The following is a 13863-nucleotide window of genomic DNA, read 5'->3' as shown; positions in this document are numbered from 1 at the left end:
CCTGCCATGGCGTCAGATGACCCGATCGCGCGGCGGACGGCCTGCAAAGAAGTCATCCAGATTGTCCAGCACACGGAATCCCATCGCCTCGCGCGCCTCGCGCGTGGCGCTGCCCAGATGCGGCAACATTACTACATTGTCGCATTGCAGCAGATCGGGACTGATCCGGGGTTCGCCATCAAACACATCCAGCGCGGCACCACTGATAACGCCGAACATCAGCGCCTGAATGAGCGCAAAATCGTTTATCACCTCACCCCGCGAGGTGTTGATCAGAAACGCATCGGGTTTCATCAGGTCCAACCTGCGGGCATTGATCATATGCCGGTTGGCGGCACCACCGGGACAGTGCAGCGAAACGAAATCGCATTGTGGCAGCAGCGCGTCGAGACTGTCGACCTGCATGGCATTGCACTGTTTCAACACGTCAGGCGAGACCTGACTGCGGCTGTGGACGAGGATTTTCATGCCAAAGCCGTGATGAGCACGGCGCGCCATTTGCTGGCCAATGCGGCCAAAACCAACAATGCCCAGCGTCTTGCCGCTGACCTTTGTGCCGACCAGATGGGTGGGCCGCCAGCCGGACCAATCACCGGACCGCAGCTCACGTTCGCCCTCGCCCGCGCGGCGAGCAACCATCAGCATCAGCGTCATGGCCAGATCAGCAGTGCATTCGGACAGAACATCCGGCGTGTTGGTGACGGTCATTCCAAGATCGCGGGCCGCTGGTTCACAGATATGGCTGTAACCCACACCGTAATTGGCAATGATCTTGGTCTGCGCGGCGGGCACATCCAGCGCCTCGGCGCTGAGTGTGTCCGTCACCGTGGGCAGAACCGCGTCATAGCGTTTCAAAGCGTCGCGGATTTCGGCCGGGGACATAGGTTTGTCCCCGGTATTCAGGACGGCGTTATAATTTTCGGCCAGTTGCGCCTCGACGGCGGCAGGCCAACGACGGGTAACAAGAACCGAAGGTTTCACCATTACGCAGCCTTTCCCATGACGCGGGCGATGGTCTCACCAATCACCGCAGGGTTTTCTGCAACAGTCACACCGGCGGCGGAGAGGATTTCGACCTTTTCCGAGGCGCTTTCGCCAAACGCCGAGATGATGGCTCCGGCATGACCCATCGTACGTCCTTTGGGGGCTGTCAGACCGGCCACATAGGCCACAACGGGCTTAGTGATATGGTCGCGAATGTATTCCGCCGCCTCAGCCTCTTGCGGGCCGCCGATCTCACCGATCATGGCGATGACTTCGGTATCCTCGTCCTGTTCAAACCGTTCCAGAATATCGCGGAAAGACGACCCGTTGATCGGGTCGCCGCCGATGCCAACGCTTGTAGAGACGCCAATGCCGCGCTCTTTCAGCTGCGCTGCCGCCTCATAGCCCAGCGTACCCGAGCGACCGATGATGCCAACGTTACCCGGCAGATAGATATGGCCCGGCATGATGCCCAGCAGTGCCTTGCCGGGGCTGATGGTTCCGGCACAGTTCGGGCCGGTCAGCACCATCCGCTTGTCCTTGGGATAGCGGTACATATAGCGTTTCACGCGGATCATGTCCTGCGCCGGGATACCGTCGGTGATGCAGACGCAATACCGGATACCGGCATCTGCGGCCTCCATGATCGAATCCGCTGCAAATGGCGGCGGCACAAAGACAAGGCTGGCGTCGGCTTCGGTCGCCTCAACCGCCTGCTTGACGGTGTCAAAGACCGGAACGCCTTCGACGGTTTCACCACCTTTGCCGGGCACCACGCCGCCGACGACATTGGTGCCGTATTGCAGCATGTCCTTGGTATGGAACCGGGCCATGCGTCCGGTGATGCCCTGAACGATGACGCGCGAGTTGCGATCGAGAAGAATGCTCATTTAAACAGCCCTCACTTTGGTGTTTTGAGTCAAATCGCTCTGCCAGGCACCAACCGCCCGTTCAGCGGCTTCCATCAGGGTTGTGGCGCGGATGATCGGGAGGCCTGACTGCGCCAAAATCTTCTGCCCCTCTTCCACATTGGTTCCGGCGAGGCGAACGATGACCGGCAGATCCAGTTCCAACTCGCGCAGGGCCTGAACGACCCCTTCGGCCACCCAGTCGCAGCGGTTGATACCGGCGAAGATATTGACCAGAACCGCCTGCACATTCTTGTCCGACAGAACCAGACGGAATGCTTTGGCCACACGCTCGGGCGAGGCTCCGCCGCCGATGTCGAGGAAGTTCGCAGGCTCACCCCCGGCTAGCTTGATGGTGTCCATGGTGGCCATAGCGAGGCCCGCACCGTTGACGATGCAGCCAATGTTTCCTTCAAGCCCGACATAAGACAGGCCGCGATCTGCCGCACGGCTTTCGCGGGGGTCTTCCTGGCTTTTGTCGCGCAGCTCAGAGATTTGCGGATGGCGGAACAGGGCGTTGTCGTCAAAGCTCATCTTAGCATCCAGCGCCAGAACCCTGCCGCCGCCGGTGATCACAAGCGGGTTGATCTCGACCATCGTGGCATCAAGCTCTTTGAAGGCCGCGTAGCAGCCCTGCAATGTGCGGACCATATGCTGCACCAAACGTGGTTCCAGCCCGAGGCTGAATGCGATCTCGCGCGCCTGAAACTCTTGCAGACCAACAGCGGGTTCGACGATCGAGCGTACGATGCTGTCGGGGCGCTCGGCGGAAATCTCCTCGATCTCCATGCCGCCTTCGGACGAGGCGACGATCATCACGCGCTGGCTGGAGCGGTCCAGCACAAACCCCAGGTAAATCTCGCGGTCGATCTGAACGGCGGATTCGACATAGACGCGATAGATGCCTTTGCCTTCGGGACCGGTCTGATGCGTGACCAGCTTACGACCGAACATGGCGTCGCAGGCGTCATGAATTTCATTCTCAGAGCTGCACAGTTTGACCCCACCGGCCTTGCCGCGACCGCCCGCATGGACCTGCGCCTTAACGATCCACCTGTCGCCGCCCAGTTCGCGCGCCCGATAAGCCGCCTGTTCGGGGCTATAGGCCAGCGCGCCGGATGGAACCTCGACGCCAAAGTTCGAAAGAATTTCTTTCGCCTGATATTCGTGAATATCCATTCCAAGTCTCCGATCTATACAGCAACAGAAGTGCCGGGGCGGCAGGTCTGCAGAGAAACCGGGGGCTGAAAGCCGTAAAGCGTCATCGATGATCCTCCTCAACACTGGGCGGTCATGGCCCATACATCGCGTTGAGTGACAGGAAACCGGGGCTTGAGCGTTTGCGCAACGTAGATTACTACTGTTTTAGCAAACCTAAATGAGCGGGTAAAAACCTACCCATTTAGGTAAATATACCGATGTATACCAAAATTAACACCACCCATATGGGTAGTTTTTGAAAAAAATAGGTGAAATTTCATATGAATGTGGATCCAGAGACCTCGATCGGAATTGCGCTGGCAGATAACAACCCGCTTGTCCTGTCGGCGATGTCCGAAATCTTTGAGCGCGACCCGCGATTCTCTCTGGTGGCCACATCGGCCACGGCAGAGGGATTTTTGGGGGCGGTCATCCGCGTGCCCGCGCAGGTCTGCGTTGTGGCGTGGAACCTGCCCGTCATCGGGGCCGCCAAGCTGATTGAGGTGATGCGCGAGCAGGAGAACGCCCCGCGCTTTGTCATCTATGGAGACGAAGTGGGCGATGTGCCGCGTCTGGCCATGCAGGCCGGTGCCGCCGGGTTCGCCCCACGTTCCGGCGCTGTCGAGGTTTTACTGGATACCTGTACCGATGTGGCTGCCGGCAAGATGGTCTTTCCGTTCATCGATGTGCGCAAGATGCAGCAAGACCCCATTCACAGCCTATCGCGCAAAGAGCGCGCAATACTTGAGGCTCTGGCCAAGGGCCTGTCAAATCGCGACCTGTCGAAAGAGTTGCAGATTTCGACCAATACGGTGAAGTTTCACTTGTCCAATATCTATGAAAAGCTTTCGGTCAAAAACCGAGCGCAGGCGATTGCCTACTACTATTCCTCAAAGCACTCTGACGGGTAGCGGTTAGAAAAGCCCGGACAGGTCGGCCTGCGGCGCGGTCCGTGTGACGGTCGTCTCACGTGTCGCCCGTTCAGACTGCACGTCAACAACCAGATCGCGCGCGTTCTCGAACCGGTCAAAATACGGCATACCGATGCTGTCGACCGCCGTCATATCCTGACAGCGGATGACATATTCTCCGTGAAATTCAGAATGCGCAGCGTCGTCGCTGACCAGTGTCACATTGGCCGACACGGTCGTACATCCGGCAATCTCGGGCAGCGTGAACAGCTCCATCGGGTTGGAAAGCTCCGAAATCGCCCCCGCGACCCGCGCGCGATCTTCGTCATCAGCAGCCGGATGTTCGAAGCCCACAATGTCTGAACCGGGCACAATTAGGGAAACTGTGATATCCGGTCCTGAATTCAAAATCTTAAGAAGACCCGTTCCATGGCTATGGGAATCGGTCAACTGCGGCTCCTGAGCGGACAGCACCACAGGACACAGCAAAAAAGACATAATCGTACGCTTCATACCCATAACAACCAAACCGAGAATCACGCCATAGAGCTTAGCTATTTTGCGATGGCACGCAAAGAGGGCGGGCCGTCACGTCACATGACATACGGGCGATTTGCCGCTTAGTGCGGTGGCATCCGGATTTCAACCAGAAGCAGATTGGCGCTCATCCGCTTTAGACCTTCCGGGATGTGGTTAGGCGCGACCCATACCTGACAATAAAACTCAGGTTGACTTAACCCACTAAATCACTCAGTTAAATGGCGCGTATCGTTTCTGACAAGAAAGACCAAACGACATGACCAAATTGTTTACCGCGACCAGCGCTTTGACACTGTGCATCGCGTCCGTCGCCGCTGCTGACGCGCCTTCGAAGGCAGATGTCCTCAACACTTATGCCAATATCGCCGAAGCCAAATATGATGACAGCCTGATTGCTGCGCGCACCCTGCAGACTGCAATCGCTGCTTTGATCGCTGAACCGTCGGATGCCACGCTGACCGCCGCCCGCGCTGCCTGGATAGCGGCACGCGTTCCCTATCAGCAAACTGAGGTGTACCGCTTTGGCAACGCCATCGTTGACGACTGGGAAGGCAAGGTGAACGCTTGGCCGCTGGATGAAGGCCTGATCGACTATGTGGATGCGGCCTATGGCGGGGCGACGGATGAAAACGAATTTGCGGTTCTGAACGTCATCGCCAACCCGAGCTTTGAGCTGTCAGGCACGACAATTGATGCTGGCACGATCACCCCCGAACTGCTGGCTGAGACTCTGCATGAGGCCGACGGGATCGAGGCCAATGTCGCCACCGGCTATCACGCGATCGAGTTTCTGCTGTGGGGGCAGGACATGAACGGCCATGGCGCAGGCGCGGGGAACCGCCCCTGGAGCGACTATGCGCAAGGGGACGATTGCACCGGCGGCAATTGCGACCGTCGTGCCCAGTACCTGAGTGCGGCGACCGATCTGCTGATCAGCGATCTGGAATGGATGGCAGCACAGTGGCAGCAAGGCGGCGCAGCACGCGCGGCCCTGACCGAGAACGAAAGCGCGGGCGTCAGCGCGATCCTGACTGGCATGGGCTCGCTCTCTTATGGCGAGCAGGCGGGCGAGCGTATGCGCTTGGGCCTGATGTTGAACGATCCCGAAGAAGAGCATGATTGTTTTTCGGACAACACCCACAACAGCCACTATTATGACGGGCTGGGCATCCAGAACGTCTATCTGGGGACCTATGTGCGCATCGATGGCACACCGGTTCAGGGCGCATCGCTTTCGGATCTGGTGACTGGGGTTGATCCCGCTCTGGACATCGAGATGAAGGCCAAGCTGTCAACCACCATGCAGGCACTGGGACGTCTGAAATCGACGGCCGAGGCAGGCTTTGCCTATGACCAGATGCTGGAGGCCGGCAATGCCGGTGGCGAGGCTCTGATCATGGGTGGCGTCAACGGCCTGGTGGATCAGACCAGAACCATCGAGCGCGTCGTCACTGCGCTGGAACTGGATCAGATCGATTTCGAGGGCTCGGACAGCCTGGATAACCCGAACGCGGTGTTCCAATAAACGAACCTATCGGGTGACGGCACCCAACGCAGCCGGAAGCGCAGGCACTATTGCGCTTCCGGCCATTCGAATCACAAAGATTTGCGTCTTCTTACTGGACGTCAATTGAATAACTTACTATTTAAGTAAGAAATCAGATAGCCGGTCGAGTCGCCATGATCGTATGCCACTGCACCAACATCTCTGACACTGATATCCGCGCCGCGATCGACTGGATGCGGACATCTGATCCGCGGGCGATCATCACGCCTGGAAAAATCTACCATGCCCTTGGAAAATCAGCGGATTGTGGCGGATGCATGCCCCTTTTCCTAGACACGATGCGATCAAGCGATAAGCTGGAAGTACCCATGCAACTCCGTTCATTGCGCAGCGGAGTAACACAGGAGAGTACAGATGAAGGGCGACCCAAAAGTCATCGAATATCTCAACAAATCTCTGCGGCATGAGCTGACCGCAGTCAGCCAGTATTGGTTGCACTACAGGCTTCAGGAAGATTGGGGTCTGGGCCATATGGCCAAGAAAAGCCGCGAAGAATCCATCGAAGAGATGGAACATGCGGACAAGCTGATCGAGCGGATTATTTTTCTGGAGGGTCACCCCAATCTGCAAAAGCTGGACCCGCTGAGGATCGGTCAGACCCCAAAAGAAACACTGGAATGTGACCTTGCAGCCGAAATCGATGCAAGAGCACTCTACAAGGAAGCGCGCGAGTACTGCCGGGAAGCCGGCGATTTTGTATCGATGGCTCTGTTCGAGCAGTTGATGGCCGATGAAGAGGGCCATATCGACTTCCTCGAAACACAGCTTGACCTGTATGAAAGGATTGGCGAAGCCAACTATGCCAAGCTCAACGCGTCAAAGATGGACGAGAGCGAATAGCCTCATCCCAGCTGCGGTGGTCGCCTTTGCGACCACCCAAGCCCTGTCAGCACCGCTTCAGGATTCGCACCTCAAGATCATCCCCAGAACCGACGAGGAAACGGCCCGCATCACTGGTGTGACGGCTCCGCCCTTGGACTTTTCGGCTCCGCAACGTTTCGAGGAACTAAGCGCCGGAGCGGCAACCGTGCGGGCACGGTCCAATGCAGATGCGTTTTCCCAGCCCTCGGCCAATCTCAGCTTCGAGCAGGAGCTTGAGTTCCGGGTCGGCAACGGGTTGTTCAAGAAAATCTGGGTGTCGTCGCCCGCCTCGACCCTAGCATCCGACGGGCTGGGACCACTTTACAACGCCCGCTCCTGTCAGCGCTGCCATATCAAGGACGGGCGCGGTCATACGCCAGTGGATGCCGAGGACAACGCGATCTCGATGTTCCTGCGCGTTTCGATTCCAGGCAGCCTCGCAGACGCTCCGGCAGAGATCGAAGGCTATTTCGCCACCCTGCCCGACCCCACATATGGCGGGCAGATGCAGGATTTTGCCCTTGCCGGTCATCCTGCCGAATACCGGCTGGACATCGCTTATGAGGAAATTCCCGTTGAGCTGTCGGATGGCGAGGTGGCCTCGTTACGCAAGCCGACCTATGAGGCGGCTGATCTGGGCTATGGCCCCTTGCATCCAGACGCGATGCTAAGTCCGCGCGTTGCGCCGCAGATGATCGGGCTGGGCCTGCTTGAGGCGATCCCGGTTGAGGACTTGCTGGCCCGGGCAGACCCGGAAGATGCAGATGGCGATGGCATTTCGGGCCGGCCCAACATCGTCTGGTCCACCGAGTTTGATCAGCCGATGATGGGGCGGTTCGGCCACAAGGCCGGAATGCCCACGGTGATGGAGCAATCGGCGGGCGCATTCGCGGGTGATATCGGCATTTCGACCCCGTTGTTTCCGGCGGCTTATGGCGATTGCATGCCAGCCCAGAAAAACTGCGTTGCGGCCCCGCATGGCGACGGCGATGTGCGCGAGTTCGAGATTGATCAGGTCGGCATGGATCTGGTTGCGTTCTACAGCCGCAATCTGGGCGTTCCCGCGCGCCGCGATACGGATGACCCTGAGGTATTGCGCGGCAAAGAGGTGTTTCACACCACAGGCTGTACCGCGTGTCACACGCCTGCCTATGTCACCCACCGGATGGAGGATCGGCCCGAGCACAGTTTTCAGCTGATCTGGCCCTATACCGACCTGCTGTTGCATGACATGGGCGACGGGCTGGCCGACAATCGCCCCGAAGCACGCGCTACGGGCCGCGAATGGCGTACACAGCCCCTGTGGGGGATTGGCATGACCGAACGCGTGTCGGGCCACACCCAGTTCCTGCATGACGGGCGCGCCCGATCGCTGCTTGAGGCAATCCTTTGGCATGGCGGCGAAGCGCAGACGGCACGCGATACGGTCGTGTCGATGCCCAAGCCTGACCGTGATGCCCTGATCCGTTTTCTGAAGAGTCTCTGACGATGCGATGCCTTTCCCTAATCCTTGCTCTTGCCGTGCCGCTTGCCGCCCATGCGCAGGATCGTACACCGACCCTGATTGATGTGACCCAGAGCCATATCTTGCCGCGATTTGACGCTCTGGCAGGTGCGACTGAGGCACTCAACGTGGCGGCGCAGACCGATTGCCTGCCGAGCTCGGGTGCGCTGCTGTCAGCCTATGGCGCTGCGTTTGACGCGTGGATATCGGCCAGCCATTTGCGCTTTGGCCCGTCCGAGACGGAGGACCGCGCCTTTGCTTTAGCCTTCTGGCCCGACACCAAAGGGTTCACGCCCAAGGCCCTGTCGGGCATGATCGCCACTGCGGATGACACAGTCTCCGACCCGGTGGCCTTTGCTGAGCTGTCCATTGCGGGGCGCGGATTCTTTGCGCTGGAACGGATGCTCTATGACCCTGCCTTTGCCGAGCAGGGCAGCGCGGCCTATCGCTGCGCGCTGATCCGGGCCATTGCCACGGATATCGACCGCAACGCAGATGCCATCAAGGACGACTGGCAAGGGTATGCACCCCGGTTGATGCAACCCGGCGAAGATAGCCCCTATCGCACCGGCGAAGAGGCCGTGCAGGAGCTGTTCAAAGCGCTACTGACGGGTCTGCAGTTTACTGCGGATACACGGCTGGGCCGGCCGCTTGGAACAGCTGACCGCCCGCGCCCGAACCGGGCCGAGGCGCGCCGGTCAGACCGCGCGTTACGCCATGTAGAGCTGTCGCTGATTGCGTTGCGCGATCTGGCCGCGCGCCTTTCGTTCGATCACGCAGAGATTGCTGCTGACCTGGATGCTGCCTTTGATCGGAGCATCACACGGGCGCAGTCGCTGGACGATCCCGCATTTGCCGGGGTTGCCACGCCGCAGGGTCGGTTCCGGGTCGAGGCGCTGCAGCAATCGATCAACGATATCCGCCAGATCGCCGCAACCGAATTGGGCCCGACGCTGGGCGTCAGCGCGGGCTTCAACTCATTGGACGGAGATTGAAACGCCATGACCAGCCGACGTCAGTTCCTTGCGGGCCTGGTTGCCACCGGCCTGACACCCGCACGAGCCTGGGCCGAGGTCGGGGCACCCGACTTTCTGGCAGCGGCTCTGTTTCCTGACGGGTCCTATCGACTGGTCGGGCTGGACGCGCGCGGATCGATCCTGTTCACGCGGCCCTTGCCGGGTCGCGGACACGCGGCGGCAGCACATCCCGTCCATGCGCAGGCTGTGGCCTTTGCCCGCCGCCCGGGCACCTTTGCCATCGTGATCGATTGCGCCACCGGAGCCGAGATCGCGCGGTTAGATGCCCCGAGCGACCATCATTTCTATGGCCACGGCGTGTTTTGCAGAGATGGGCAGCGGCTTTTCACCACCGAAAACAACTATGAGGCCGGGACGGGCATGATCGGCGTCTGGGATGCCGGAAACGACTACACCCGGCAAGGCGCGTTCCCCTCGGGTGGCATTGGCCCGCATGACATGGTGCTGATGCCGGATGGTGCCACGCTTGCAATTGCCAATGGCGGGATCGAAACCCATCCCGACACGGGCCGCAGCAAGCTGAACCTGCCCACCATGCAACCGAACCTGACCTATTGCGATCTGAGCGGGCAGGTTCTGGAGCAGGTTGAACTGCCGCAGGCCCTGCATAAGAACTCGATCCGCCATCTCGCGGTGCGACAGGATGGGCTGGTGGCTTTTGCCCTGCAATGGCAGGGCGATGCGACGCAGCACCCTCCGCTGCTGGGTCTGCACGTCAGGGGAAGCGACGCGCAGCTGCTGTCGGCCCCGGACGCGGTTCAACACAGATTGCAAGGATATGCGGGCAGCGTTGGGTTCTCTGCCGATGGGCAAAGCGTTGCGATCACCTGCCCGCGTGGCAATGCGCTGCTCAGCTTTGATGCCGAGAGTGGCAGTTTCAACGATGCGTTTACGCTCGACGATGTCTGCGGGCTGAGCCCCGCGCCTGATGGGTTGATATTCACCACTGGAACCGGCCGCATCGGAACCCTGTCAGCCACAGGTGTCGATATCCGAGCAAACACCGCGTGCCAATGGGACAACCACCTGATCCCGATTGGCTCTATCTCTTAGCGCATCCCATGGATTAGGCTTGGAAGAATCGCATCGCTGCCGTATTTGCGGGCGCGAAACCGGCACCACGACCAAGGACTGATTTTCTTGAAACAGATGTCTGACGCACCGCATTGTCTTTATGGGGTTGAGAAATGGGGCAAGGGCCTCATTGAGGTGACGGATGGGGGCGAGATCGGTCTGCGCAATCCGCTGGCGCCTGAGGCGGCCGCGATCAGCCTGCCCGGCATTCTGAGCGATCTGGATGAGCGGGGCATCAAGGCCCCGATGCTGTTGCGGATCAGTTCCTATCTGGAACATGAGATCACGCATATCAACGAAGGCTTTGCCGAGGCGATCGCCCGCACCGGATACAAGGGCAACTATCGCGGCGTTTTCCCGATCAAGGTGAACCAGCAGGCCCAGGTGGTCGACCGGATCGTCGCGTTTGGCAAGAAATACGAATACGGGCTTGAGGCCGGATCAAAGCCCGAACTTGTCATCGCGCTGGCCCATCGCCTGTCGCGCGAGGCGCTGATCGTTTGCAACGGCGTCAAGGATGCCGAATTCATCCAACTGGCCATCCTCAGCCGCAAGATCGGGTTCAACACGGTGATCGTTCTGGAAAGCCCGAAAGAAGCGGACACGGTGATCGACGTCTATAACGACCTTGGGATCGAACCGCTGCTGGGCGTACGGGTCAAGCTGACCAACCAGATCAGCGGCAAATGGGAAGAAAGTTCGGGCGACCGTTCTGCCTTTGGCATGAACACCGATCAGCTGGTGGCCACCGTTGACAAGCTGAAAGACGCAGGCCTGCTACATTGCCTTAAGTTGCAGCACTCGCATCTGGGCAGCCAGGTGCAGGACGTCAACGACGTGCGCCGCGCCGTGGGCGAGGCCTGCCGATACTATACCGAGCTGACCCGCGAGGGCGTGCCGCTGACCCATCTGGATCTGGGCGGCGGCATGGGCGTGGACTACACCGGCGAGAAAAAAGCCGCTGAGAATTCGATCAACTATACGGTCGAAGAATACTGCGCCAATGTCGTCGAGACCGTCGCCTATGCCATGGACGAGGCAGAGATCGATCACCCAACGCTGGTGACCGAGAGCGGGCGCGCGGTGGTGGCCACCTCTTCGATGCTGCTGTTCAACGTGCTGGAGACCACGCTTTATGATGCGCCCGACGGCCCCGAGGTCGAGCCCGAGGACCATCATCTGGTCTCGGACCTTGCCGCGGTGCATGACTACCTTAGCCAGGACCGTTTGCAGGAATGCTGGAACGATGCGGGGTTCTACCGCAATGAGCTGCGCGCGCTGTTCCGGCGTGGCTATGTCGACCTGCGGCAGATGGCGCGCGCCGAACGCATTTATCTGTCGCTGATGGCGCGTCTCAAAGCGCTGGCAGCCAGCGACAGCCTTGAGACGGATGTGGACGACCAGCTTGAGAAGGTCGCCGATATCTATCATTGCAATTTCTCGCTGTTCCAGTCGCTGCCCGATGTCTGGGCGATTGACCAGCTGCACCCGATTGTGCCGCTGCAGGGCCTGAATGAAACACCCGACCGCCGCGCGGTTTTATCCGACATCACCTGCGACAGCGACGGCAAGATCGACCGGTTCATTCTGGCCGATGGCGTCTCGCCCAGCCTGCCGGTGCATTCGCTGCCCGAAGTGGGCGAATATTACATGGGTGTCTTCTTTGTCGGTGCCTATCAGGAAACGCTGGGCGATCTGCACAACCTCTTTGGCGACACCAACGTCGTCACCATCGACCTGCGCGCTGACGGCGGCTTTGATCTGCTGCACGAACAAGAGGGCGACACGATCAGTCAGGTCCTGTCCTATGTCGAGTTCGACCCGCAGGACTGCGTCGCCGCCTTCCGCAAAATGGTGGACGAGGCGATCTCGACCGGTACGCTGATGGCAAAAGATCGCAAAACCCTGATGAGCGCCTATCGCGACTCGATCAACGGCTACACCTATTACGAATAACCCCTGTGAGAGGAGACTACCCCCATGGGTACTTTGAATGGCAAAACATTGGTTGTCGGCGCTGGCGGCGTATCCCATGCCGCCGTACACAAGATGGCGATGAATTCGGATATCTTTACCGAGATCACTCTGGCCAGCCGGACCAAATCGAAATGCGACGCCATTGCCAAAGCGGTAAAAGAGCGTGTGGGCGTTGAGATCAAAACCGCCGAGTTGGACGCCTATAAGGTCGCGGATACGGTCAAACTGATCAAGGAAACCGGGGCCGAGATCCTGGTGAACCTTGCCCTGCCCTATCAGGATCTGGTGCTGATGGATGCCTGTCTTGAGGCGGGTATCCACTATCTGGATACGGCCAATTACGAGCCCGAAGATGAGGCCAAATTCGAATATCACTGGCAGTGGGCCTATCAGGAGCGGTTCAAAGAGGCAGGCCTGACCGCCATCCTCGGCTCGGGCTTTGATCCGGGCGTGACGTCGGTCTTCGCCACATGGCTCAAGAAACACAAGCTGGACACGATCCGCCAGATCGACGTGTTGGACGCCAATGGCGGCTCGAACGATCAGGAGTTTGCCACCAACTTCAACCCCGAGATCAACCTGCGCGAAGTGCTGGCCGAGGTGCGTCATTGGGAAAACGGTGCGTGGCAACACAGCCCGGCGATGACCCACAAGGTCGAATTCGACTTCCCCGCCATCGGCCCCAAAAATATGTACCTGATGTATCACGAGGAGTTGGAGTCGCTCAGCACCCACTTCCCCGAGATCGAGCGCGCCCGCTTCTGGATGACCTTCGGCGACGCTTATATCACCCACGCCAAGGTGCTGGAAAATGTCGGCATGACCCGCATCGACCCGGTGATGCATGACGGCAAGGAAATCATCCCGATCCAGTTCCTGAAAACCCTGCTGCCCGACCCAGGCGATCTGGGTGCGGAAACCAAAGGCAAAGCCTGCATCGGCGACATCGCCACGGGTCAGGCCAAAGACGGCTCGGGCGAAAAGACCTATTACATCTACAACATCTGCGACCACGAAGAATGTTATGCCGAGGTCGGCAGCCAGGCCGTCAGCTACACCACGGGCGTCCCCGCCATGATCGGCGCGGCGCAGGTGCTCAAAGGCAATTGGCGCGAACCGGGCGTGTGGAACATGGAGCAGCTGGACCCGGATGACTTCATGGACATGCTCAACACCCAAGGCCTCCCATGGCAGGTCCACGAACTCGACAGCCCGGTCGAATTCTAAGCCATGGCCCGGCGGCAATGCCGGGCAGCCCCCACCTGCGGTCGGGCACTGCCCTCCGCACTGTTCGGAGATC

The 13863-nt window shown here is 59.4% G+C and carries 13 protein-coding genes; 9 read left to right on the top strand and 4 right to left on the bottom strand.

Going from position 1 to position 13863, the window contains the following annotated elements:
• Nucleotides 1-12: 12 nt before the first annotated feature.
• The 3 genes from ACR0I7_RS00130 to ACR0I7_RS00120 are packed head-to-tail and all read right to left on the bottom strand — an operon-like array spanning nt 13 to nt 3071.
• Nucleotides 13-984, bottom strand: a complete 972-nt coding sequence (locus ACR0I7_RS00130) for a 2-hydroxyacid dehydrogenase (RefSeq protein ID WP_480507205.1) — start codon at nt 982-984, stop codon at nt 13-15.
• Nucleotides 984-1874 (bottom strand): succinate--CoA ligase subunit alpha, encoded by an 891-nt coding sequence (sucD, locus tag ACR0I7_RS00125; RefSeq protein WP_480507204.1) that lies wholly within the window; start codon nt 1872-1874, stop codon nt 984-986. Before sucD ends, ACR0I7_RS00130 begins: the two co-directional genes overlap by 1 nt.
• Nucleotides 1875-3071, bottom strand: a complete 1197-nt coding sequence (locus ACR0I7_RS00120) for a malate--CoA ligase subunit beta (protein ID WP_480507202.1) — start codon at nt 3069-3071, stop codon at nt 1875-1877.
• A gap of 371 nt (nt 3072-3442) precedes the next feature.
• Between ACR0I7_RS00120 and ACR0I7_RS00115 the strand changes: the two genes are divergently transcribed.
• Nucleotides 3443-4003: a response regulator transcription factor gene (locus ACR0I7_RS00115; protein WP_480509676.1), complete on the top strand. Its 561-nt coding sequence runs from the start codon at nt 3443-3445 to the stop codon at nt 4001-4003.
• A gap of 3 nt (nt 4004-4006) precedes the next feature.
• On the opposite strand, the gene ACR0I7_RS00110 is transcribed toward ACR0I7_RS00115, so the two are convergent.
• Nucleotides 4007-4453: a ZrgA family zinc uptake protein gene (locus ACR0I7_RS00110; protein ID WP_480507200.1), complete on the bottom strand. Its 447-nt coding sequence runs from the start codon at nt 4451-4453 to the stop codon at nt 4007-4009.
• A gap of 346 nt (nt 4454-4799) precedes the next feature.
• Between ACR0I7_RS00110 and ACR0I7_RS00105 the strand changes: the two genes are divergently transcribed.
• From ACR0I7_RS00105 to ACR0I7_RS00070, 8 genes are all read left to right on the top strand, one after another.
• Nucleotides 4800-6068: an imelysin family protein gene (locus tag ACR0I7_RS00105; protein ID WP_480507198.1), complete on the top strand. Its 1269-nt coding sequence runs from the start codon at nt 4800-4802 to the stop codon at nt 6066-6068.
• A 155-nt stretch (nt 6069-6223) separates the two neighbouring features.
• Complete coding sequence (locus tag ACR0I7_RS00100; protein WP_480507196.1) at nt 6224-6517, top strand: (2Fe-2S)-binding protein; 294 nt, start codon at nt 6224-6226, stop codon at nt 6515-6517.
• A complete protein-coding gene (gene bfr, locus ACR0I7_RS00095; protein WP_480507194.1) occupies nt 6465-6950 on the top strand; it encodes a bacterioferritin in 486 nt (161 codons plus the stop codon). The genes ACR0I7_RS00100 and bfr overlap by 53 nt, the downstream gene beginning before the upstream one ends.
• On the top strand, nt 6910-8457 hold the full coding sequence (locus ACR0I7_RS00090; RefSeq protein ID WP_480507192.1) for a di-heme oxidoreductase family protein: 1548 nt from the start codon (nt 6910-6912) through the stop codon (nt 8455-8457). The genes bfr and ACR0I7_RS00090 overlap by 41 nt, the downstream gene beginning before the upstream one ends.
• 2 nt (nt 8458-8459) lie before the next feature.
• Complete coding sequence (locus tag ACR0I7_RS00085) at nt 8460-9470, top strand: imelysin family protein (protein WP_480507190.1); 1011 nt, start codon at nt 8460-8462, stop codon at nt 9468-9470.
• A 6-nt stretch (nt 9471-9476) separates the two neighbouring features.
• Nucleotides 9477-10565 carry a DUF1513 domain-containing protein gene (locus ACR0I7_RS00080; RefSeq protein ID WP_480507188.1) on the top strand — a complete coding sequence of 363 codons (1089 nt, stop codon included), beginning with the start codon at nt 9477-9479 and terminating at the stop codon, nt 10563-10565.
• 87 nt (nt 10566-10652) lie between these two features.
• Nucleotides 10653-12542, top strand: a complete 1890-nt coding sequence (speA, locus tag ACR0I7_RS00075) for a biosynthetic arginine decarboxylase (protein ID WP_480507186.1) — start codon at nt 10653-10655, stop codon at nt 12540-12542.
• 24 nt (nt 12543-12566) lie between these two features.
• Nucleotides 12567-13790, top strand: coding sequence for a saccharopine dehydrogenase family protein (locus ACR0I7_RS00070; RefSeq protein ID WP_480507184.1), 1224 nt, complete (start codon nt 12567-12569; stop codon nt 13788-13790).
• The last annotated feature ends 73 nt before the right edge of the window (nt 13791-13863 follow it).

This window comes from Ruegeria sp. AM1 (genome assembly GCF_056540745.1).
This window is presented reverse-complemented; position numbering and strand designations above follow the sequence as displayed.